We start from the raw sequence: 22,553 nt of genomic DNA, 5'->3' as shown, positions 1-22,553 counted from the left end.
GGCCGGCGAAAGGAGAAACCCGATGGCTGCATTGCTCGAAGTCGACAATCTGCGGGTCGATCTGCCGACCCCGAACGGCATGCTGCACGCGGTGCGCGGGATCGACCTGCGCATCGAGCGCGGCGAGCTCCTGTGCGTGGTGGGCGAATCCGGCTGCGGCAAGTCGATGACGTCGCTCGCGCTGATGGGCCTGCTGCCGCGCGGCGCGCAGCGGCGCGCGGACAGGCTCGCGTTCGACGGCGTCGATCTGCTGTCGCTCGAGCGCCGCGCGATGGGCGCGCTGCGCGGCAGCCGGATCGCGATGATCTTCCAGGACCCGATGACGTCGCTCAATCCCGCGTACACGCTCGGCAACCAGCTCTGCGAGGCGCTGCGCCAGCATCGCCGCGTGTCGCCCGCGCAGGCGCGCGAGCGCGCGGTGCACCTGCTCGAGCGCGCGGGCGTCGCGCACGCGGCCGAGCGGCTGCGCCAGTATCCGCACCAGCTCTCGGGCGGGCTGCGCCAGCGCGTGATGATCGCGATGGCGCTGATGTGCGAGCCCGAGCTCATCATCGCCGACGAGCCGACGACCGCGCTCGACGTGACGATCCAGGCCGAGATCCTGCGGATGCTGCGCGAGCTGCAGCGCGAGTTCGGCACCGCGGTGCTGTTCATCACGCACGATCTCGGCGTCGTGTCGCGGATCGCCGATCGTGTCGCGGTGATGTACGCGGGCGAAGTCGTCGAGACCGCGAGCGCCGCGCAACTGTTCGCGCGGCCGACGCATCCGTACACGCGCGGACTGCTGAACAGCATCCCGGTGCGGGGCAAGACGCGGCCCGGCTCGCGGCTCGACGCGATTCCCGGCGTCGTGCCGTCGCTCGTCGGCGACATCGACGGCTGCGCGTTCCGCAACCGCTGCGCGCTCGCGCGCGACGATTGCGCGCGAGCGCCGGCGTTCGTCGACGTCGGCGGCGGCCATCGCGCGCGCTGCGTGCTCGTCGAATCCGCCTGCGAGGAGATCTGCCGATGAACGCCGCTGCGCTTTCCGCGTCCGCCGCGTCCACTATGTCGCCCGCCGCCGTAGACGCCCCTGTCGACGCCGATTTCAAGCCCGATTTCAAGCCCGATTTCAAGCCCGCATCGCCCGCCGCCGACGTCGCGCTCGAACTGCGCGCGCTCACCCGCACGTTCGCGCTCAAGCGCGGCCTGTTCCGCGCGCCGGCGCCGCTGCGCGCGGTCGACCGTGTGTCGCTGCGGCTCCATCGCGGCGAGACGCTCGCGCTCGTCGGCGAATCCGGCTGCGGCAAGAGCACGCTCGCGAAGATGCTGCTCGGCCTGCTGCCGCCCACGTCGGGCGACGTGCTGATCGACGGCCGGCCGATCGATCCGCGCGACGCGCGGCGCACCGCGCAGCGCATCCAGCCGGTCTTCCAGGACCCGTATTCGTCGCTGAATCCGCGCAAGACCGTCGCGCAGATCGTCGGGATGCCGCTGCGCGTGCACCGGCGCGGCGCGCGCGACGAACAGGACGCCGAAGTGCGCCGGATGCTCGATCTCGTCGGGATGCCGCAGCGCACGCACGGCGAGTATCCCGGCCAGTTGTCGGGCGGCCAGCGGCAGCGCGTCGCGATCGCGCGCGCGCTGATCCTGCGCCCCGGCATCCTCGTCTGCGACGAGCCGACGTCCGCGCTCGACGTGTCCGTGCAGGCGCAGATCCTGAACCTGCTGCTCGATCTGAAGGCCGAGCTCGGCTTGAGCTACCTGTTCATCAGCCACGACCTGGGCGTCGTCGAGCATCTCGCTGATCGCGTCGCGGTGATGGAGCGCGGCCGCATCGTCGAGCAGGACGCGGCCGAGCGCGTGTTCGCGCAGCCGGCCCACCCTTACACGCGCAGGCTGCTCGCATCGGCGCTGACGCCGGAGCCGGGCCTGGGGCTGCCCGATCCGCCCGCGCCGGACGACGGCAGCGCGCGGCGCACCGCCTGAATCCTCAACGTGGAGAGACAAACATGACGAATCGCAGTCGAGCCATCGACATGGCCGCGTCGTACTTCGACGACGGCCGCTTCCTGCGCGAGCTGAACGCGCGCGTCGCGGTGCGCACCGAGAGCCAGCTCGCGTCGTCGCGGCCGCAACTCTATGCGTACCTGACCGAGCACATCGCGCCGTCGCTCGCCGCGCTCGGCTTCGCGTCGACGATCGTCGACAGCCCGATCGAAGGCGGCAGCCCGTTCCTGATCGCCGAGCGGATCGAAGACCCGGATGCGCTGACGGTGCTCACGTATGGCCACGGCGACGTCGTGCCCGGCCACGACGCGCAGTGGCGCGCGGGGCTCGAGCCGTGGCGGATCGTCGTCGACGGCGACCGCTGGTACGGCCGCGGCACCGCCGACAACAAGGGCCAGCACACGATCAACCTGGCCGCGCTCGCGCAGGTGATCGACGCGCGCGGCGGCCGCCTCGGCTACAACGTGAAGGCGATCATCGAAATGGGCGAGGAGACGGGCTCGCCCGGCCTCGCGCAGGTCTGCGCCGCGCATCGCGACGCGCTCGCGGCCGACCTCTTCATCGCGTCGGACGGGCCGCGCGTCGCCGCGTCGCGGCCTACCATGTTCCTCGGCTCGCGCGGCAACCTGAACTTCACGCTGTCGATCGCGCTGCGCGACGGCGGCCACCATTCGGGCAACTGGGGCGGCCTGCTGCGCAGCCCCGGCATCCGGCTCGCGAACGCGCTCGCGACGATGGTCGACGCGCGCGGCCGGATCCTCGTCGACGGCTGGCGGCCTGGCGGCGTGCCGCAGCCGGTGCGCGACGCGCTGCGCACGCTCGACGTCGGCGGCGGGCCGAGCGACCCGGCAATCGACCGCGACTGGGGCGAGCCGGGCTTGACGCCGATCGAGCGCGTGCTCGCATGGAATGCGCTCGAGATCCTCGCGTTCCGGACCGGCAACCCGGATGCGCCCGTCAACGCGATTCCGGGCCATGCGCTCGCGCATTGCCAGTTGCGCTACGTCGTCGGCAGCGACGCGCCGAACCTGCTGAACCGGCTGCGCGCGCACCTCGACGCGCACGGCTTTGCGGACATCGAGATTGCCGAGCGCGGCACGCGGATGGAAGCGACGCGGCTCGACCCGGACGATCCGTGGGTGCGCTGGGGCCTCGCGTCGATCGAGGCGACGACGGGCGGCGCGCCGGCGCTGCTGCCGAACCTCGGCGGCTCGCTGCCGAACGACGTGTTCGCCGAGACGCTCGGGCTGCCGACGCTGTGGATTCCGCATTCGTATGCGGCGTGCTCGCAGCACGCGCCGAACGAGCATCTGCTCGGCAGCGTCGCGCGGCAGTCGCTGCAGATCATGGCTGGGCTGTTCTGGGATCTCGCCGAAGAGGGCCACGCGGTGCGGGAAGCGCGGCGCGCCCGCGCGGCTTGAGCGGCGCGGCGGCGGACGGACGACGCGGGTGGACGGCCCGCGTCGGCGCGCCGAACGCGCATGCGGCGGCGCCCGGGCCGATTGGCTACGATTGGCTACGATTGGCTACGATTGGCGCCGATCGAGCCGAATCGTCGCTAACAGGCGAGCACCCGCCGCGACAACGCATGCCGGCAGCGTTCGCAGAGCGCGTCGTCGCCCGCGTGCGCGTCGACCGTCGGCTCGTGCCGCCAGCAGCGCCCGCAGCGCGCGAGACTTGTGCGCGCGACCGCCACCGCGATCTCGTCGGCCGTCGCGAGCGTCACGCCCGCGACGATGAAGACCGCGGCCAGCTCGCCGCGCAGCGGCGCCAGCGCATCGAGCACGTCGCGCGGCGCGCGAATGACGATGTCCGCCTCGGTCGAGCGCCCGATGAGCGCCGCGCCGCGCGCCTCCTCGAGCGCCTTCGTCACGTGCGGCCGCAGCGCGCGCACGTGCGCCCAGCGCGCGAGCACCGCGCGATCGTCGAGCGGCGGCGGCGCGTGCTCGTCCCACGTCTGCAGGAACACGCTGTCGCGCTCGCCCTCGCCGCCCGCGAGCACCGCCCACGCCTCCTCGGCCGTGAAGCTCAGGATCGGCGCGATCGAGATCAGCAGGTTCGCGAGCACGCTGCGCAGCGCGGTCTGCGCGGAGCGCCGCTCGACGCCGTCGGCGACGCTCGCATACAGCCGGTCCTTCAGCGCATCGAGATAGAAGCCGCCGAGCTCTTCCGCGCAATAGCCGTGCGCGAGCCGCGTCACCGCGAGGAAGTCGTAGCGCGCATACGCGCTGCGGCACGCGTCGACGAACTCGCGGCAGCGCGCGAGCGCGTAACGGTCGACGTCGAGGAGACGCTCGGCGGAAACCGAGTCGTCGTCCGGATCGAAATCGGCGACGTTCTGCAGCAGGAAGCGCAACGTGTTGCGGATGCGCCGGTACGTCTCCACGACGCGCTCGAGGATCTCGTCGGAGATCGACATCTCGGCCGCGTAGTCGGTGCTCGCGATCCACAGGCGCAGGATGTCCGCGCCGCGCGTGCTCGCGATCTGCTGCGGGCTCACCGTGTTGCCGAGCGACTTGCTCATCTTGCGCCCCGCGCCGTCGACGACGAAGCCGTGCGTGAGGATCGCGCGGAACGGCGCGCGGCCGTCCGCCGCGCACCCCGTCATCAGCGACGAGCCGAACCAGCCGCGATGCTGGTCCGCGCCTTCCAGATACAGGTCCGCCGGATAGCCGCCCGCGTCCGGGCGCGCCGCGTCGCGATAGACGGTGACGTGGATCGAACCGGAGTCGAACCAGACGTCGAGCGTGTCGGACAGTTTTTCGTATTCGTTCTCGTCGACGCCGAGCTCGGCCGGCCGCAGCCGCGTCCATGCGGCGATGCCGTCGCGCTCGACGCGCGCGGCCACTTCCTCGACGAGCCGCGCGGTCTGCGGGTGCAGCGACCGGTCGCTGCGCCTGACGAAGTACGGCAGCGGCACGCCCCAGGTCCGCTGCCGCGACACGCACCAGTCGGGCCGGCCGTCGATCATCGCCTCCATCCGCTGCCGCGCGGACGGCGGATAGAACGGCACGTCGGCGATCGCGTCGCGCGCGGTCTCGCGCAGCGTCCTGGCAGGCCCCGATTGCTCCGCTTCCTCCGCTTCCTCCGCGCCCCCTCCAGCCCCGATGTCCATGCCGATGAACCATTGCGGCGTCGAGCGGAACAGGATCGGCGTCTTGTGCCGCCAGCAGTGCGGATACGCGTGCTCGAACGCCGTCTCGCGCACGAGCGCGCCGTCCGAGCGCAGCTTCGCGACGATGCGCGCGACGCCTTCGTCGAGCGCCAGTCCGCCGATCTCGGGCAGATCGGCGACGAACCGGCCCGCGCCGTCCACGACGTTCTCGCCCGTCATGCCGAGCCGGCGGCACAGCTCGGCGTCCTCGGCGCCGTGCGCGGGCGCGAGATGGACGATGCCCGTGCCCGCGTCGAGCGTGACGAACTCGGCCGCGACGACAGGCACGTCGCGCCCGGCGAAGAACGGCTGCCCGAGCGCGAGGCCGACGAGATCGCGCCCCTGCGCGAGCGCGCACAGCTCGTAACCGATGCCGAGCGACGCGAACAGCGCGTCGCCCAACGGCTGCGCGACGACGAAGAGCGCCTCGGGCGTGTCGTACAGCCCGTAAGGCGCATCGGCGCGCACGCCGGCCGCCGCGTTGCCGGGGAGCGTCCACGGCGTGGTCGTCCACACGACGAGCATCGCCGGCTTGTCCGCGACCGGATGGCAGCGAAAGCGCGATGCGAAATCGACCGGATCGCGCACGCGCAGCCCGGCGTGAATCGCGATCGAGGTCTTCTGCGCGTATTCGAGCTCGGCCTCCGCGAGCGCCGACTGGCAATCGACGCACCAGTTCACCGGCTTCTGCCCGCGATACAGCAGCCCGCGCCCGCGTATGCGCTCGAGAAAGCGCAGCTCGTTCGCCTCGGTGCGGAAGTCCATCGTCCGAAACGCGTGCGGCCAATCGCCGAGCAGGCCGAGCCGCAGGAAATCGCGCTGCTGCCGCTCGGTCTGCTCGAACGCGTATTCGCGGCAGAGCCGCTGCACGGTTTCCGCCGGCAGGCCGCGGCCGTTCTGCTGCTCGATCCGGTGCTCGATCGGCATCCCGTGGCAGTCCCAGCCGGGAATCCATTGCGCGTCGTAGCCCGCGTGAAAGCGGCTCTTCAGCACGATGTCCTTCAGTACCTTGTTGACCGCGTGCCCGATGTGGATGTCGCCGTTCGCATACGGCGGCCCGTCGTGCAGCACGAACGGCGGCCGCCCCGCCGCCGCCGCGCGCATCCGCGCGTAGACGCGCTGCGCCGCCCAGCGCTCGACGAGCGCGGGCTCGCGGCGCGGCAGGTCGCCCTTCATCGGAAAAGGCGTCTGCAACAGGTTCAGCGTTTCCTTGTATTCGGACATCGGCCCCTCCGAGGCACGCGAACAGGCGGACGCCCGATTGCGTCCGCCGAAAAGGCATCCGGGCCGCCGCGGCCCGGCCGGGTCACAGCGAACGTGCGTTCGGGGCGGAGCGAACGCCCGGCGCCGAGCGGGTCGCGACGAAGAAGCCGAACAGGATCAGCGCGATGCCGACGAGGTGATACGAATGGACCGGCTCGCCGAGCGTCATCGCGGCGAGCACCGCGGTGAACAGCGCGACGAGATGGAACGACACGCCCGTCACCGTCGCGCCGAGCACCTGCACGCAATGGCCCCACAGGATGAATGCGATCAGCGACGCGAACACGCCGATATAGAGCACCGCGCCGATCGATTTCGGATCGAACGGAATGCGCGCGCCGCTAGCGAGCTCCAGCACCCAGAACGGCGCGAGCACCGCGAGCCCGGTGGCCATCGTCGCGGTCAGGAACGCGAGCGGGCTGATCGCCGCGGGCTTGCGCCGCAGCAGCACCGAATAGATCGCGTAGTTGGCCGTCGCGAGGATCACGATGAGCTCGCCGTGATCGAAGCGCAGCGCGACGAGATCTTCCCAATGGCCGCGCGCGACGATCCACGCGACGCCGCCGAACGACACGACGATGCCGGCGATCGCGCGCGACGTGATCCGCTCGACGCCGAGGAGCGCCGCGGCGAGCGGCACCATCAGCGGCAGCGTCGAGTTCAGGAACGCGACGCTCGCGGCCGGCACCGAGCGCAGCGCGACGTACGCGAGCGCGTTGTAGCCGGCGATCCCGAGCGCGCCGCACGCCCAGATCAGCTTCCAGTGCCGAAGCAGCAGTTGCCGCTCGCGGAGCACGTCGCGCCACACGAACGGCGCGAGCGCGACGAGCGCGACGAGCCAGCGGCCGACCGCGAGCGAGACGGGCGGAAAGCTCGTGCTGAACGCGCGGCCGAGCACGACGTTGCCGGCCCAGAACGCGGGCGGCACCCACAGCAGCCATACCGGCCGCCGCCACACCGCGGCGAAGAGGCGCTGCGTCATCTCGGCTCCAGCCCGAGCCGCACGCGGCGGTTCGAGCGGCCCTTGTTTTCGATCTTCAGTATCCGGACCGGACTCGAGCCGCCCGTCGACGCGAGATGCGTGCCGCCGCACGCCTGGCTGTCGAGGCCGTCGATCTCGACGATCCGCACGAGCCCGTCCGCCGTCGGCGGCGGCGCGACCGAGCGCGAGCGCAGGAGCCCGCTTTCCTGCTGCGCGTCGGCGAGCGGCACGTAGCGCGTGCGCACCGGCAGATCGCGATGCACGACGTCGTTCAATTCGGCCTCCAGCGCGCGCAGGCGATCGTTGTCGGCGTCGGGCAGATCGAAGTCGATGCGCGCGGTGCGGTCGGCGTTCATCTGAACGCCCGTCACGAGCGCGCCGTCGAAATCGCGATAGACGAGCGCGTTGAGCACGTGCAGATCGGTGTGCAGCTCGCGCATCGAGCGGCGGAACGCGGCGTCGACGCTCGACTGCACGTGACCGACGATCTCGACGCCATTCGCGAGCTCGATCCAGAGCCCGCCTTCGTCCTCGCTGAAACCGGTGACGGTCTCGACGCCGCCTTCCCATTGGACCGTGCCGAGATCGGGCAACTGGCCGCCGCCCCCCGGATAGAACGGATGCTGAGACAGGCGCACCGCGCCCGGCCGCGTGTCGACCACCGTGCCCGCCAGCAGCAGCGTGTCGGGGTCGTCTTGACAGAACAATCGATTCATAAGCTCCACCTGGCTGATGAATGAAAGATGTCAGAAGTCGCAGCGAGCTTATTGGCGAAAATTTGATGCCGATCGCCGCCCGCCTTGCGCCGGCGCGGCCGGTGGCCGGTGGCGGATGGTCGATAGGAGGGGCGGCTGCGCAGAGCCGGTCGCGCACGGCCGGTAAGCGGACGCGCGAGCCGCGGGCGACGGGTCGCGCACCGCGCGGCGCACGCCGGCCCGATCGTCGCGGCGCACGTGGCGCCGCGTTCGTTCGGCGGCCGGCCCGCCGGGTCGGGCCGCGCACGGCCAGATCGGCCGCTCGCCCCGCCCGCGCGCTGTCCAGAATTCAGTCGAACGGCGGATAACGGTCGTGGTGCAGCACCTTGCCCGGATTCATGATGCCCCTCGGATCGAGCGCCCGCTTGACGGCCGCCATCAACTGCAGCGACGTCGAATGCTCGCGCTCCAGATAGCCGATCTTCCCGTAGCCGACGCCGTGCTCGCCCGTGCAGGTGCCGCCGAGCGCGATCGCGCGCAGCGCGAGCCGCCGGTTCAGCTCCGTCGCGCGCGCGAGCTCGTCCGCGTCGGCCGGATCGATCACGATGCAAACATGGAAATTGCCGTCGCCGACGTGCCCGCAGATCGTCGCGACGAGGCCGAGCGCGTCGACGTCCGCGCGCGCGGCGAGCACCGCCTCCGCGAGCCGCGACACGGGCACGCACGAATCGGTCGGCATCCCTTCGCAGCCGGGTCGCAGCGCGAGCGTCGCCCACCAGACGTCGTGCCGCGCCGCCCACAGTGCGCTGCGCTCCTCCGGCCGCGACGCCCAGCGGAATTCGCTGCCGCCGTGGCCCGCGCAAATCTCGCCGACCCAGCCGATCTGCTCGTCGACGGCGGCGCCGAAGCCCGCGAACTCGAAAAAGAGCGTCGGCCGCTCCTGAAGGTTCAGCTTCGAATAGCGGTTGCACGCGGCAATCTGCATCGCGTCGAGCAGTTCGACGCGCGCGATCGGCACGCCGCTCTGGATGATCGCGATCACCGAGTCGACCGCGGCCTTCAGGTCGGCAAAGCCGCACACCGCGGCCGACACCTGGTCCGGCCGCGGATGCAGCCGCAGCGTGACGCCCGTGATCGTGCCGAGCGTGCCTTCCGCGCCGACGAACAGGCGCGCGAGATCGTAGCCCGCCGCCGACTTGCGCGCACGCGAGCCAACCGACGTCACGTCGCCGTTCGGCAGCACGACTTCGAGCGCGAGCACGCTCTCGCGCATCGTCCCGTAGCGGACCGCGTTCGTGCCGGACGCGCGCGTCGAGCACATGCCGCCGATCGACGCGTCCGCGCCCGGATCGATCGGGAAGAACAGCCCCGTGTCGTGCAGATGCGCATTGAGCTGCTTGCGCGTCACGCCCGCCTCGACCGTGCAGTCGAGATCCTCGGTGCTCACGCGCAGAATCCGGTTCATGCCGGACAGATCGATGCACACGCCGCCGCGCAGCGCGGCGATGTGCCCCTCGCACGACGTGCCGGTGCCGAACGGAATCAGCGGCACGCGCAGCCGGTGGCACACGCGCGTGATCGCGGCGACCTCGGCCGTCGACTGGACGAACGCGACGGCGTCGGGCGGCGCGCCCGGATGGAACGAAATGTCCTTGCCGTGCTGCTCGCGCACCGCGCGCCCGACGACGAGCCGCTCGCCGACGACCGTGCGCAACTCGTCGACGCAGCGCCCGACCGTCTCCGGCGTCGCGAATGCGGCGGGGGCGTCGCCGTCGGGCGGCGCGCCCACGGGAAACGTCCCCCATCCGCCGGATCGCTGTTCGTCATTGGTCACGTCGCGCATGCGTCACCTCCGTTCGTCGATCGCGCCCGCGCGCCGCGGCGGGCGGGCGGCCCGAGCCGGCCGTCATTTCTGCTCGAAGCCGCCGACGATCATCAACTGCATGTCGGCCGCCCCCTCGCGCAGCGACTTCGCATGCTGGTAATCGGCCGAGTGATAGAAGCGCGCCGCCGCGTCCGCATCCGCGAACTCGACGAGCACGATCCGACGCTCGTCGGCGGGCCCTTCGAGCGTCAGCTTGTCGCCGCCGCGCGTCAGGAACCGGCCGCCGAAGCGCGCGATGATGTCGGGCGTCAGCGCCTTGTAACGCGCGTACTTCGACGGGTCGCTGATCGCCATCCTGCCCAGCAGATATGCCGTCATGGTTTCCTCGCACTGCAAGAATGGGGAAGACGGCGCCTCGCGGCGCCGTGCCCGGCATCGTCACGCCGCCTTCTTCACGTAGCCCGATTCCAGCAGCGACGCATCGAGCAGATCCCACACGCTCGCAAGCGCGTTCAGGAACTCCTCCGCGCCTTCGATCACGAGCGCCGCATGCTCGGACTCGAGCGCGGGCTTCACCGCGGCGCGCGCGTTCTCCTCGTGCTGCTGCTCGGCGCCGACCTCGCCCCAGTGCTCGAGCAGGTAGTGCATCTCCGGCACCTCGAGCGTCGCGTCGTACAGCCCGCTGTCGACGAGGCAGTGCTTCTCGCCCGGGATCAGTTGGCGATTCGAGATCATTTCGAGCGCGAGCGCGGTGCCGAGATTGCGGTACGTCGATTCGACGTCGACGAGCTTGCGGCGCTCGAACACGCTGATCGCGCGGCGCACCTGCGTCGTGAGGCCGGTCTCGTCGTCGTAGCCGGGCAGCGAGCCGAGCAGTTCGTCCGAATAGTGCTTGAGCACGCCCTCGACGGCCGCCTGATCGTACAGATCCGGAATCACCGCGCTGCCCGCCGCGCGATTGACGATGTAGCCCGCCATCGTCGCGAGCTCGGGGCCGTGTCCCGATTCGCTGTCGACAATTTCGTTCATCAGCTCGCTCTGCTTCTGCAGCCCGTGATCGGCGAGCGCCTGCGGGAAATTCCAGCCCGGCCGCGTCGACGCGCAGAAATTCTGGATCTGATGGAACAGCGCCCCGACGACTTTCGGCTCGGGATCGACCTTCGCCCAGTTCATGAACACCGGGTGGGTATAACAGCGATGGCTTTTGACTTTCTGAACCAGTTCATCGACAGTGATCGGCATGACACACTCCTCGGAAGTAACTACATCGGCCCAAGACAACGAAGAACATCTCCTCCTAAGCGCTCCCCAGAATCATCCGGCCACCGGGGTGGCCGAGCGTTTCTACGGCGACGTTTCCGAAACCCGCCTTCTCGAACTTCTCCCGCCACTCGGTCTCGCTCAGCAGCCGGCGCGACATGAAGTTGCGGTGCAGGTGATTGAAGGCCGCGGCGAACGAACGCTCCCATTGGTCCGGCGCGAGCGGCACCGCGTCGACGATCACGACGGTGCCGCTCGACGCGTGCTCGCGGCACGTTTCGAGCAGCGCGTCGAGCGTGCGCTCCTCGGCGGGCAGCAGGTCGTGCATCACGAAGCCCGCGTGCACGACGTCCGCGCCCTTGAGCGGCGTCGGATCGTCGATCAGCGACTGGATCGGCCGATGCAGGAATTCGAGCCGCCCGGCGAAGCCGTTCGCTTCGGCCGCCTGCTTCGCCTGCTCGGTCGCCGTCGCGCTGAGATCGACGCCGACGCCGCGCGCGCCGTCGAGCTGATGCAGCATCCGGATCAGGAAGCCGCCCGAGCCGGAGCCCAGGTCGACGATCTTCTTCGGCCGCAGCTTCAGGATCGCGCGCTCGGGCTGCGGATAGAACGACAGTTCGCCCATCCATTTCGACGTGCGCGCGACGAGCCCGCCGTCGCGCGGATGGCGCGCCTGCGCGAGCGCGTTGTCGGCGGCGAATTCGCGCGCATTGAGGATCAGCGGCGCGCACGCGAGGAGCGCCCACGACAGGTAGCCGACGTCGTTGACGACGTCGGGAAAATCGTCGGCCGGCCGATAGATGTCCCGCTCGCCCGATTTCGCGAGACTCAGGAGCCCGGCCTCGCGCATCGCGTCGACATATTCGGCGATCACCGGCCGGTCAATTCCGCTGCGCTCGGCGAGCGCGGCCACGTCGAAACCCTTCGAATGCCGGATGAAATCGACGACTCCGTATGCGGAGCCGATCTCCAGCAGAATGGCGGCACCTGCGAGCGAAGAACCAGTCGGACGATCGACGTTTTGCATGGCAACCCCTTTTCGAGTTTTAAAATGCGGCAACCTTCGACGCAAAACTATGGCGACCTTATTTAGCTGTATTGGATAAAATTGAAACGCGCCGTTTTTTCCGAGATGCAACCGCAGCGCATCGATGCGCGCCGCGCGAAACGCGCTGTCGCGCCGAACGCCGTCATCGCCGCCTGACGGCGGCTGCGCCGGGCCTGCGGATTCGGCTGCGGAAACCGCTGTGCGAATCGGGAATGACCGCGGGAACGGCTGCCGCGCTCGTGCAAATCCTTTCGGCTTCGCAGCGGATTTTTGTGACGCAAATATTGGGAAATTGGAAAAAGGCGGCCAAATTGACGTCGGCATTTATTATTGATCGCCGCCCTCAATTTAACTGGCGATCGATATTCCCGCGATTCGATTTATCGATTCGCACTGGTTTTGTGCTTTATCGGGAAAACGTATTTTCATGGTGCATCGCCTTGCACAAGAAAATATCGCGCGACGATCGATATTCCCCGGCGGCGCGATTACCCAACTTGCGCAAGCGAAAAGCGCGATCCGACATCGGATGCCGGTTTCGCATCGCCGTGGCGATTCCCTCTAAAATATCGCCGTCGACGCGCGGCGCGCGACCGGCGGCGACCGGCGCGGCGGCGCATCGCGGTACGGAACTTGCATGTCGCGCGATGCTTACGCGCGCTGACGACATCGGAAGGCCTGCCGGCGCGCGCGACGCCGAGCGGCGCGCTCGGAGCGGCACCGTCCGCCGCCGGCTGTTTCGTTTCATCGGAATCGGGGTTCGACCGTGGCCAAGCTAGACCATCGCAACCAGTCGCGTTACTGGCACTCACCCGGCATTTCCGGGGTCGATCTGCTGCTCGCCGACTTCACCACGCACGACTACGCGCCGCACGTGCACGATTCGCTCGTGATCGCCGTCACGGAGGTCGGCGGCTCCGTGTTCAAGAGCCGCGGGCAAACGCGGCTCGCCGAGCCGGACGCCGTGCTCGTGTTCAACCCGTGCGAGCCGCACTCGGGGCGCATGGGCGGCAGCAGCCGCTGGCGCTATCGGTCGTTCTACCTCGCGGAGGCCGGCCTGTCCCGCGTGCTGACGCTGCTCGGCATGGAGCAGCCGCGTTTCTTCACGTCGAACGTGCTCAACGATCCTCAGCTCGTCGAGCAGTTCCTGACCCTGCACCGCGCGATGGACGAACAGGACGATCTGCTGCTGCAGCAGGAACTGCTCGTCAGCAGCTTCGGCACGCTGTTCTCGCGGCACGGGCTCCAGGCCGGGCTCGGCTTCGGCGCGAAGGCGGACCTGCCGATCCTGAAGCCCGCGCTCGATCTGATGAACGACAGCTTCGACCATGCGCTCACCCTCGAGCAGATCGCGGCGGCGGCGAACCTGACGTCGTTCCAACTGATCACCGCGTTCAATCGCGTGATCGGCCTCACGCCGCATGCGTACCTGAACCAGTTGCGGCTGCGCGCGGCGCTGCGCGAGCTGCAGGCGGGCCGCTCGCTCGCCGACGCCGCGCTGACGTCGGGCTTCTACGATCAAAGCGCGCTCTGCAACCACTTCAAGCGCACGTTCGGGATGACGCCGATGCAATACACGCGCGCGCTCGCACCCGGCAAGCGCGCGGCCGCGCCGATCGGGATTTGACGGGAACGGCGCGAACGCGCGTCGCGAATGGCGAATCGTGCCGGCTTCGCGATGTCGCCGACGCCGTCCGAACGCCGCGGGACGCCTCGACGGCGTCAATGCCCGGCCTCGATACTCGGCCTCGATACTCGGCCTCGATACTCTCGGCCTCAATACTCGGCGTCGATCCGCAATCGCACCGCCGCGCGCAGCGCCGCCAGCGCCGCGTCGGCCGCACGTTGCAGCTCGGTCTCGTCGCACGTCAACGGACAATGACGGACGACGAGCGTCCGATTCCCGTGCACGCCGCCGATCCAGTCGAGCGACTGCGGTTGCTGCGACCACAACAGCAGCCATGCATCGCGCGACAGCGCACCGAGCGCGCGCTCGAGCGGCGCGACGTCGGCAGGCAGGCGCGCGCTCGCGCGCGAACGCGCGTCTAGCCACAGCGCATGCAGCCGCGCCGGTTCGGCGCAACCGAGCAACGCGATCTGCGGGACGCCGGCGAGCCGCTTCGCGAGCGCGCCGCAACACGCGGCGGGCAGCGTGTCGTCGCCGACGACGCACACGAGCGTCGGCGACGACGGCGGCTGCCACCAGCGCGCCGCCGACGCTTCGCGATGCAAATCGAGGGCCCCGTTCATCGACGCGAACGCGCGCGCCCGATGCGCGTCAATCAGCCGTCGCGGAACAGGAAGCTGTACGCGTTCAGCGCGGGCACGCCGCCGAGATGCGCATACAGCACCTTCGAGCCGGCGGGAAACTCGCCGAGCCGCACCTTCTCGATCATCCCGTGCATCGACTTGCCTTCGTAGACGGGATCGGTCAGCACGCCTTCGAGCTTCGCGCACAGCCGGATCGCCTCGAGCGTGCCTTCGTTCGGCAGCCCGTATTCGGGACCGCCGAAGCGCTCGTCGAGCACGACGTCGCCGCTCGTGACGTCGCGGCCGAGCTCGACGCGATCGGCGGTATTCTTCGCGATCCGAAGGATCTGCTCGCGCGTCTGCGCAGGCTTCGCCGACGCGTCGATGCCGATCACGCGATCCGCGCGCCCGTCCGCCGCGAAACCGACAACCATCCCGGCCTGCGTGCTGCCCGTCACCGAGCACACGACGACGTAATCGAACGTGAAGCCGAGCTCGGCCTCCTGCGCGCGCACTTCCTCGGCGAAGCCGACGAAGCCGAGGCCGCCGAGCGGATGATCGGAGCAGCCGGCCGGAATCGCATACGGCTTGCCGCCCCTTGCGCGGACGTCGGCGAGCGCGTCCTCCCAGCTCTTGCGAAAGCCGATGTCGAAGCCGTCCGGCACGAGGCGCACGTCGGCGCCCATCATCCGCGACATCTGGATGTTGCCGACGCGATCGTAGACGGCGTCGTGGTAGTTGACCCAGTTCTCCTGCACGAGCACGCACTTCAACCCGAGATGCGCGGCGACCGCCGCGACCTGGCGCGTCTGGTTCGACTGGATGCCGCCGATCGACACGAGCGTGTCGCAGCCTTGCGCGAGCGCGTCGGGGATCAGGTATTCGAGCTTGCGCGTCTTGTTGCCGCCGAACGCGAGGCCGCTGTTGCAGTCGTCGCGCTTCGCGTACAGCTCGACCTTGCCGCCGAGATGCGCGGAGAGCCGCTTGAGCGGCTGGATCGGCGTCGGCCCGAAGGTCAGTGGATAACGCGGGAATTTCTGGAGATTCATCGATCGCTCCTGTCATCGAAGATTCGGGCGCGCGGCACGCGTCGGACGGCACGCCGCGCCGTCCGGTCGCGATCCGCAGCGATGCCTCATGTTAAAAACGATCGGGAATAACAGGGTTGCGAAGATATTCCAGTTAACCTACTTTTATGACGTCACATAAATATTAAGCTTAATTAAATTAGGAATCATCGATCATGGGCACAACAAAAAAATCCACGCCGAAGGCCGCCGCCCAACCGGCGGGCGCGGACATCGACCGCGTCGATCGCGCGATCCTGCGCGTGCTGCAGCGCGACGCGTCGATCTCGAACGTCGCGCTCGCCGCGAAGGTGAACCTGAGCCCGCCCGCGTGCCTGCGCCGCGTCGAGCGTCTGAAGGAAATGGGGCTGATCCGCGGGATCGTCGCGCTGCTCGAGCCGAAGGCGCTGAACGCGGGGATGCTCGTGATGATCGGCGTCGTGCTCGACCGCTCGACGCCCGATTCGTTCGACGCATTCGAGCAAGCCGCGCAGAAGGTGTCCGGCTGCATGGAGTGCCACGTCGTGACGGGCGAGTTCGATTACGTCATGCTGATTCGCACGCGCGACAGCGACACGTTCAACCGGCTGCACGCCGAGCAGTTGCTGTATCTGCCCGGCGTGCGACAGATCCGCACGTTCGTCGTGCTCAAGGAGATTCTGTCGACGACGAGTTTTCCGATTTGAGCCGCGGCGGCGGCCCGTTTCGCCGCTTCCCGGCACGCGGATTTCCGCGCAGGCGCGCCGACCCGCTATCATGTGCGCCATTCTCGATCGCTAGATCGACCCGACACTCAGGTTGGAGACCTCATGGCCTTACCCCAGGACAGCGTCAACATGGCGCTCTTTTGCGACTTCGAAAACATCGCGCTCGGCGTGCGCGACACGAAGTTCGAGAAATTCGACATCAGACCCGTGCTCGAAAAGCTGCTGCTCAAGGGCAGCATCGTCGTCAAGAAGGCGTACTGCGATTGGGATCGCTACAAGACGTTCAAGGCGGCAATGCACGAAGCGAGCTTCGAGCTGATCGAAATCCCGCACGTGCGCCAGTCCGGCAAGAATTCGGCGGACATCCGGCTCGTCGTCGACGCGCTCGACCTCTGCTACACGAAGGCGCACGTCGACACGTTCGTCATCATCAGCGGCGATTCGGATTTCTCGCCGCTCGTGTCGAAGCTGCGCGAGAACGCGAAGCGCGTGATCGGCGTCGGCGTGAAGAACTCGACGTCGGATCTGCTCGTCGCGAACTGCGACGAATTCATCTTCTACGACGACCTCGCCCGCGAGCAGCAGCGCGCGCTCGCCAAGCGCGACGCGCGCAAGGCCGAAGCGGGCACGAAGCGCGCGACCGACGACGACAAGCACCGCAAGCACGACGGCGACGCGCGCAAGGCGGAAGCGATCTCGCTCGCCGTCGAGACATTCGACGCGCTCGCGTTCGAGCGCGGCGAGAGCGGCAAGATCTGGGCGTCGGTGCTCAAGAGCGCGATCAAGCGCCGCAAGCCGGACTTCAACGAGTCGTACTACGGGTTCCGCGCGTTCGGCAACCTGCTCGAGGAAGCGCAGGCGCGCGGGCTGCTCGGCATCGGGCGCGACGACAAGTCGGGCACGTTCGTGTTCCGGCCGATCCAGACGGTGGCCGTCGAGGCCATCGGGCCGGCCGAGGCGGCCGCGGCCGCAGACGACAACCACGCGCTCGCCAAACCGTCGAGCAAGAAGGCGCACGGCAAGAGCCGCGGCGCGAAGAAGCGCGTGCCCGAGCAGATGCCGCTGATCGTCGAGACGGCCGCGGGCGCGGAAGGTCACGCGCACGCCGACGTCGAAGCGGACGACGCGCACGATACGCATCCGGCGCACGGCGCGCACGAGCCGCATGAAACGCGAGCCGCGCACGAACCGGCTCGCACGGGCGAAGCGGCCGAAGCGCAGGCAGCCGACACGGCGAAACCCGCACGCTCGCGCGCACGCAAGACCCCTGTGAAAAAGGCGAAGGGAACCCAGGCGCGCGCGGCGTCCGCCTCGCCCGTCGCAGCCGACGAGGCGGACGCGGCCGGCGAACCGACACACGCTTCGCCCCCCGAATCGGCCACCGAAGCAGCGCCGGCAAAGGCGCCGCGCAAGTCGGCCCCGCGTGCGCGCCGCCCGCGTAAAACCGCGGCGACGAGCGAATCCTGAGCGGCGCTTCGCGCCGAGCGCGCAGCGGGCGTCGGCGGTGATTGCAGAACGGGCGCGCCGCCTGAAGCGAAACGCGCGTCACGAACGCGGCGCGCCGAACGAACCGGGCGGCGTGCTCGCGCAACGCCGCCCGGACCAGCCCATGCCGCAACGCGCGGCCGGGTCCGCCCGCAACGCCGTCGCCGCGTCATGCGGCGCTCAGGCCGCCATGCCCGCCGCCCGCCGCCGGCCGGCCATCGACGCGGCGGCGAGCATGCCGACGCCGAGCGTCGCGAGACATACGACGGGCACGAGCATCGGCGCGCTCGCGCTGCCCGCGACCTTGCCGACGTAAGGCATCAGGTTCTGCGCGAAGAAGCCGCCCAGATTGCCGATCGAGTTGATCGCGGCGATGCTCGCCGCGGCGCGCGCGCCGGAGAAGAAGCGCGGCGGCAGCGACCAGAAGCACGGATACAGCAGCGGGATGCACGCGCCGCCCAGCACGAGCGCGGCGAAGCGCCAAGGCAGGCCGGGCAGCGCGAGGCTAAGCGCGAAGCCGGCAACGCCGACGCCCGCGACGATCGCCATCGCCTTCAGCACGATCCGCTCGCGCTTGAGCCGCGCGGGCAGCCACAACAGCAGCAGCGCCGCGATCGCCCACGGGATCATGTTCAGCAGCCCGTTCAGCGACGACGGCACGCCGCTGCTCTTCAGGAGCGTCGGCAGCCAGTACGTGACGCCGTACAGCGACGTCGACATCAGCATGTACGCGAGCGCGAACATCAGCACGCGCGGGTCGACGAGCGCGCGCCACGGCGATTCGGACACCGCCTCGGGCGACGCCTCGCGCTTGAGCGCGGCGAGCGCGACGCGCTTCTCGTCGTCGGACAGGAACGTCGCGCGCTCGACCGACTCGGGCAGCAAGCGCAGCGCGACGAGCGCGACGGCGACAGCGGGCAGCCCCGTCGCGACGAACACCCACTGCCAGCCGGCAAGCCCGAGCCGGCCGTCGAGCGACAGCAGCAGCCCGCCCGCGAGCGAGCCGAGCATGTTCGCGAGCGCGCTGCCGAGCGTGAAGAGGCCGAGCACGCGCGTGCGGTGGCTCTGCGGGAACCACAGCGTCAGGTAATAGATGACGCCCGGATAGAAGCCCGCCTCCGCGACGCCGAGCAGAAAGCGGAACACGTAGAAGACGCTCGTCGAATGCGTGAAGCCGAGCAGGACCGTGACCACGCCCCACGTCATCATGATGCGCGCGAGCCAGAGGCGCGCGCCGAACCGGTGCAGCGCGAGCGTGCTCGGCACCTCGAACAGCAGGTAGCCGATGAAGAACAGCGACGCGCCGAGCCCGTACGACGTCTCGGTCATCCCGAGCGCGTGGACCATCTGCAGCTTCGCGAACCCGACGTTCTGCCGGTCGATGAACGCGATCAGGAACATGACGACGAGCAGCGGCATCAGCCGCCGCGCGATTTTCGTCATGACCGCCCGTTCGCGGGTTGAGGACTCGTCCACCTGCTGTCTCCTTGCTCAATAATTCATCTAGATGATTAGTTGATTAGCGGAGCACGGCAATGCGGAATAACCCGCGCCACACACATAAAATTCGTGCATTCCGTCGGGTTTCTCCCGATTCGCTTGCGCTTAAGTCATGCAAACATATAGATGAATAAGGAGGAACCATGCACGCGACCGACGACCGTCTCCCCCGCTACCAGCGCCTGCGCGACGAACTGGCCGCGCTCATCGCCGCCCGCCACTGGCGGCCAGGCGAAGCGATCCCGACCGAGCAGGCGCTCGCGAAACGCTACGATGTCGCGATCGGCACGGTGCGCAAGGCGGTCGATCTGCTCGTTGCCGACGGCATGCTCGAACGCTTCCAGGGGCGCGGCACGTTCGTGCGGCGCGCGAGCTTCGACAGTTCGCTGTTCCGCTTCTTTCGCTTTCAGAGCAAGCACGGCGAGCGCCGGATACCGGAGAGCCGGATCCTGCGCCGCGAGGTCGTCGAGGCGCCGTCGGCCGTCGCGGCCGCGCTGCAGATCCCGGCCCGCGCGTCGGTGATCGCGATGACGCGGGTGCGCCTGATCGACGGCGCGCCGATGCTCGCCGAGGAGATCTGGTTGCCTTACGACCGCTTCGCCGCATTCGCGCGGCTCGAGCTCGACTCGATCGGCGACCTCCTGTATCCGGTCTACGAAGCGCATTGCAACCAGATCGTCGCATCGGCCACCGAGACGCTGACCGTCGAGGCGATCGGCCCCGTGCACGCGCGCCTGCTGCGCATCGAGCCGGGCACGCCCGCCGTCGTGATCGAGCGGCTCGCGTACGGTTACGACCGTCGGCCGCTCGAATGGCGGCGCTCGCGCGGCCCCGCGAGCGAGTTCATCTATCAGGCGGAAATCCGTTAGCCGCGCGCACGCGCGAGCGAGCGCGGCCGGCCGGCGAAGCGCTTTGCCGCGAGCGGCGCAAACGACCGACGCCCCACAGGAGACAACCGTGTTCAAATGGTTCGCCGCCGTATCGCCGCGCGAACGGCGCACGTTCTGGGCCTGCTTCGGCGGCTGGGCGCTCGATGCGCTCGACGTGCAGATGTTCAGTCTCGTGATCCCCGCGATCGTCGCCGAATGGTCGCTGTCGCGCACGCAGGCGGGCTTCGTCGGCGGCGCGACGCTCGTCGCGTCGGCGGTGGGCGGCTGGGCGGCCGGCATGCTGTCCGACCGCTTCGGCCGCGTGCGGACGCTGCAATGGACGATCGCGTGCTTCTCGGTCGGCACGTTTGCCTGCGCGTTCGCGACGAGCTACCCGCAGTTCGTCGTCCTGAAGACGCTGCAGGGCGCGGGCTTCGGCGGCGAATGGGCGGCGGGCGCCGTGCTGATGGCGGAGACGATCCGCGCCGAGCATCGCGGCAAGGCGATGGGCGCCGTGCAGAGCGCGTGGGCGCTCGGCTGGGCGGCCGCCGTGCTGCTCTATGCGCTCGCGTTCTCGCTGATGCCCGCCGAGCTCGCGTGGCGCGCGATGTTCGGCATCGGGCTGCTGCCGGCGCTGCTGATCGTCTATGTGCGGCGCGGGATCGTCGAGCCTTCGGCAAGTGCTTCGAGCGCATCGCACGCATCGAGCACGCCGGGCGCGCCGAACAAGCCGGCGGCGGCGCGCGCAAGCGCCCCGCTCGTCGGCATCTTCTCGCGCGACATGCGGCGCATGACGCTGATCGGCGCGCTGCTCGGCGTCGGCGCGCACGGCGGCTACTACGCGCTGATGACGTGGCTGCCGACCTATCTGAAAATCGAGCGGCATCTGTCGGTGCTCGGCACGGGCGGCTATCTGGCCGTCATCATCGTCGCGTTCTTCTGCGGCTGCATCGCGAGCGCGCAACTGCTCGACCGCATCGGGCGGCGCGGCACGATCCTCGCGTTCGCCGCGTGCTGCGTCGCGACCGTGATCGCGTACCTGTTCCTGCCGCTCGGCAACGCCGCGATGCTCGTGCTCGGCTTTCCGCTCGGCTTCTTCGCGGCCGGCATCCCGGCGAGCATGGGCGCGCTCTTCAACGAGCTGTACCCACGCGGCACCCGCGGCACGGGCGTCGGCTTTTGCTACAACTTCGGGCGCGTCGCATCGGCGGGCTTTCCGGTGCTCGTCGGACACATGTCGGCCGGCATGCCGCTTGGCACCGCGATCGGCATCGACGCGGCGATCGCGTATTCGATCGTCGTCGTCGCGGTGCTGATGCTGCCCGAGACGCGCGGACGCGCGCTCGACGACCGGGCGGACACGCACGCCGCCGATGCGGGAGCCGACCGCATCGGCGCGCCGGGCGCGCAGCATCGTTGAGGTTCGCGCCGGATTCAGGTCGGCGGTTCACGGTGAGGAGCATCGAGCGTTGAGCGATCAAGAGTGGAACGCGTGCGCGCACGCGGCGGCGATGCGGCACGCGGCCGGCGACATCACGGCGATCGACGCGCACGCGCACGTGTTCGAGACGGGGCTGCCGCTCGCCGGCCGGCGCCGCTACGCGCCCGATTACGACGCGCCGCTCGGCGCATACCTCGCGCAGCTCGACGCGCACCACGTATCGCACGGCGTGCTCGTGCAGCCGAGCTTTCTCGGCAGCGACTGCCGCTATCTGTTGCGCGCGCTCGCACAGCAGCCGCGGCGCCTGCGCGGCGTCGCGGTGATCGACGCGGGCTGCGAGCCGCACGTGCTCGATGCGCTCGATCGCGCGGGCATCGTCGGCATCCGGCTGAACCTGATCGGCATGCCGGACCCGGCGCTTGACGGCCCGGCATGGCGCGCGACGCTCGAGCGCATCGCGGCGCTGCGCTGGCATGTCGAGCTGCACGCGCAAGCGCACCGGCTCGGGCGGCTGATCGCGCCGCTCCTCGCGCATCGCCTGAATATCGTCGTCGATCATTTCGGCCGCCCCGATCCGGCGCGCGGCATCGCCGACGCCGGCTTTCGCGATCTGCTGCGCGCGGCCGCGACGCGCCGCGTGTGGGTGAAGATTTCCGGCGTCTATCGCAACTGGCCGCTCGCGCCCGACGAAGCGGACGCGCGCGCGCGCGAAGCGTTCGATGCGCTCGCGGCCGAGTTCGGCGCCGAACGGCTCATGTGGGGCAGCGACTGGCCGCACACGCAGTTCGAGCGGACGGAGACGTTCGGCCGCGCATGTGCGCTCGCCCGGCGATGGATGCGCGACGACGCGATGCGGCGCGCGATCTTCGTCGAGACGCCTGCGCGGCTGTTTCGATTCGGCGAGAGTCGCGGCACGCAACGGGTGGGTAGCGGGTAACGGTAGGCGGCGGGCGCGATGCGCGCCGCCGATAGCGCGCGCCGCCCGTCGGCTCGCGCATCCGTCCGGCATCGCTTCGCC

20 protein-coding genes are annotated in these 22,553 nt (G+C 69.5%); 10 read left to right on the top strand and 10 right to left on the bottom strand.

The features are described 5' to 3' along the window. Positions 1-22 precede the first annotated feature (22 nt). The 3 genes from WS92_RS07865 to WS92_RS07855 are packed head-to-tail and all read left to right on the top strand — an operon-like array spanning position 23 to position 3,410. On the top strand, positions 23-1,012 hold the full coding sequence (locus WS92_RS07865) for an ABC transporter ATP-binding protein (RefSeq protein WP_006027033.1): 990 nt from the start codon (positions 23-25) through the stop codon (positions 1,010-1,012). Then, the gene (locus tag WS92_RS07860; protein WP_059932844.1) at positions 1,009-1,968 is read left to right on the top strand and encodes an ATP-binding cassette domain-containing protein; all 960 of its coding nucleotides are present in this window, start codon (positions 1,009-1,011) and stop codon (positions 1,966-1,968) included. The genes WS92_RS07865 and WS92_RS07860 overlap by 4 nt, the downstream gene beginning before the upstream one ends. 23 nt (positions 1,969-1,991) lie before the next feature. Further along, complete coding sequence (locus WS92_RS07855) at positions 1,992-3,410, top strand: M20 family metallopeptidase (RefSeq protein WP_061083824.1); 1,419 nt, start codon at positions 1,992-1,994, stop codon at positions 3,408-3,410. A gap of 137 nt (positions 3,411-3,547) precedes the next feature. On the opposite strand, the gene ileS is transcribed toward WS92_RS07855, so the two are convergent. The 7 genes from ileS to WS92_RS07820 all read right to left on the bottom strand — a co-directional run bounded on the left by ileS (position 3,548) and on the right by WS92_RS07820 (position 12,195). Next, positions 3,548-6,367 carry an isoleucine--tRNA ligase gene (gene ileS / locus WS92_RS07850; protein ID WP_059932848.1) on the bottom strand — a complete coding sequence of 940 codons (2,820 nt, stop codon included), beginning with the start codon at positions 6,365-6,367 and terminating at the stop codon, positions 3,548-3,550. Positions 6,368-6,449: 82 nt separating this feature from the next. Beyond that, the gene (locus WS92_RS07845; RefSeq protein ID WP_059932850.1) at positions 6,450-7,388 is read right to left on the bottom strand and encodes a DMT family transporter; all 939 of its coding nucleotides are present in this window, start codon (positions 7,386-7,388) and stop codon (positions 6,450-6,452) included. After that, positions 7,385-8,104, bottom strand: a complete 720-nt coding sequence (locus WS92_RS07840; protein WP_006027028.1) for an alanyl-tRNA editing protein — start codon at positions 8,102-8,104, stop codon at positions 7,385-7,387. The genes WS92_RS07845 and WS92_RS07840 overlap by 4 nt, the downstream gene beginning before the upstream one ends. A 328-nt stretch (positions 8,105-8,432) precedes the next feature. Then, positions 8,433-9,926: an FAD-linked oxidase C-terminal domain-containing protein gene (locus WS92_RS07835; protein ID WP_059932852.1), complete on the bottom strand. Its 1,494-nt coding sequence runs from the start codon at positions 9,924-9,926 to the stop codon at positions 8,433-8,435. A 63-nt stretch (positions 9,927-9,989) separates the two neighbouring features. Then, a complete protein-coding gene (locus WS92_RS07830; RefSeq protein WP_006027026.1) occupies positions 9,990-10,286 on the bottom strand; it encodes a DUF1330 domain-containing protein in 297 nt (98 codons plus the stop codon). A 60-nt stretch (positions 10,287-10,346) separates the two neighbouring features. Continuing rightward, on the bottom strand, positions 10,347-11,150 hold the full coding sequence (locus WS92_RS07825) for a hypothetical protein (RefSeq protein WP_009915228.1): 804 nt from the start codon (positions 11,148-11,150) through the stop codon (positions 10,347-10,349). A 55-nt stretch (positions 11,151-11,205) separates the two neighbouring features. Beyond that, positions 11,206-12,195 (bottom strand): methyltransferase, encoded by a 990-nt coding sequence (locus WS92_RS07820; protein WP_006027024.1) that lies wholly within the window; start codon positions 12,193-12,195, stop codon positions 11,206-11,208. Positions 12,196-12,266: 71 nt separating this feature from the next. Here WS92_RS07820 and WS92_RS35645 point away from each other — a divergent pair, with 71 nt between their 5' ends. Both WS92_RS35645 and WS92_RS07815 read left to right on the top strand, forming a co-directional pair. After that, positions 12,267-12,995: a hypothetical protein gene (locus tag WS92_RS35645; RefSeq protein ID WP_167359328.1), complete on the top strand. Its 729-nt coding sequence runs from the start codon at positions 12,267-12,269 to the stop codon at positions 12,993-12,995. Beyond that, on the top strand, positions 12,983-13,843 hold the full coding sequence (locus WS92_RS07815) for an AraC family transcriptional regulator (protein ID WP_015603742.1): 861 nt from the start codon (positions 12,983-12,985) through the stop codon (positions 13,841-13,843). The genes WS92_RS35645 and WS92_RS07815 overlap by 13 nt, the downstream gene beginning before the upstream one ends. A gap of 149 nt (positions 13,844-13,992) precedes the next feature. Here WS92_RS07815 and WS92_RS07810 read toward each other — a convergent pair whose 3' ends face one another. Together WS92_RS07810 and WS92_RS07805 are read right to left on the bottom strand one after the other, a co-directional pair. Further along, positions 13,993-14,466: a hypothetical protein gene (locus tag WS92_RS07810; protein WP_059932854.1), complete on the bottom strand. Its 474-nt coding sequence runs from the start codon at positions 14,464-14,466 to the stop codon at positions 13,993-13,995. Positions 14,467-14,498: 32 nt separating this feature from the next. Beyond that, positions 14,499-15,515, bottom strand: a complete 1,017-nt coding sequence (locus tag WS92_RS07805) for a 1-aminocyclopropane-1-carboxylate deaminase (RefSeq protein ID WP_015603150.1) — start codon at positions 15,513-15,515, stop codon at positions 14,499-14,501. A gap of 194 nt (positions 15,516-15,709) precedes the next feature. Between WS92_RS07805 and WS92_RS07800 the strand changes: the two genes are divergently transcribed. Further along, the gene (locus WS92_RS07800; protein ID WP_059932856.1) at positions 15,710-16,219 is read left to right on the top strand and encodes an Lrp/AsnC family transcriptional regulator; all 510 of its coding nucleotides are present in this window, start codon (positions 15,710-15,712) and stop codon (positions 16,217-16,219) included. 150 nt (positions 16,220-16,369) lie between these two features. After that, positions 16,370-17,707 (top strand): NYN domain-containing protein, encoded by a 1,338-nt coding sequence (locus tag WS92_RS07795; protein WP_059932858.1) that lies wholly within the window; start codon positions 16,370-16,372, stop codon positions 17,705-17,707. 198 nt (positions 17,708-17,905) lie between these two features. Here the strand turns inward: WS92_RS07795 and WS92_RS07790 are convergent, their stop codons facing one another. Further along, positions 17,906-19,168 carry an MFS transporter gene (locus WS92_RS07790; protein ID WP_061083823.1) on the bottom strand — a complete coding sequence of 421 codons (1,263 nt, stop codon included), beginning with the start codon at positions 19,166-19,168 and terminating at the stop codon, positions 17,906-17,908. A gap of 200 nt (positions 19,169-19,368) precedes the next feature. On the opposite strand from WS92_RS07790, the gene WS92_RS07785 reads away from it, so the two are divergent. The 3 genes from WS92_RS07785 (at position 19,369) to WS92_RS07775 (ending at position 22,472) form a co-directional block, all read left to right on the top strand. Next, positions 19,369-20,094 carry a GntR family transcriptional regulator gene (locus tag WS92_RS07785; protein WP_015603895.1) on the top strand — a complete coding sequence of 242 codons (726 nt, stop codon included), beginning with the start codon at positions 19,369-19,371 and terminating at the stop codon, positions 20,092-20,094. A gap of 88 nt (positions 20,095-20,182) precedes the next feature. Further along, positions 20,183-21,514, top strand: a complete 1,332-nt coding sequence (locus tag WS92_RS07780; protein ID WP_059932862.1) for an MFS transporter — start codon at positions 20,183-20,185, stop codon at positions 21,512-21,514. A 49-nt stretch (positions 21,515-21,563) separates the two neighbouring features. Beyond that, positions 21,564-22,472, top strand: a complete 909-nt coding sequence (locus WS92_RS07775) for an amidohydrolase family protein (RefSeq protein ID WP_059932864.1) — start codon at positions 21,564-21,566, stop codon at positions 22,470-22,472. The last annotated feature ends 81 nt before the right edge of the window (positions 22,473-22,553 follow it).

It is taken from the genome of Burkholderia sp. MSMB1588 (assembly GCF_001546925.1).
GTDB classification, from domain to species: Bacteria; Pseudomonadota; Gammaproteobacteria; order Burkholderiales; family Burkholderiaceae; genus Burkholderia; species Burkholderia humptydooensis.
This window is presented reverse-complemented; position numbering and strand designations above follow the sequence as displayed.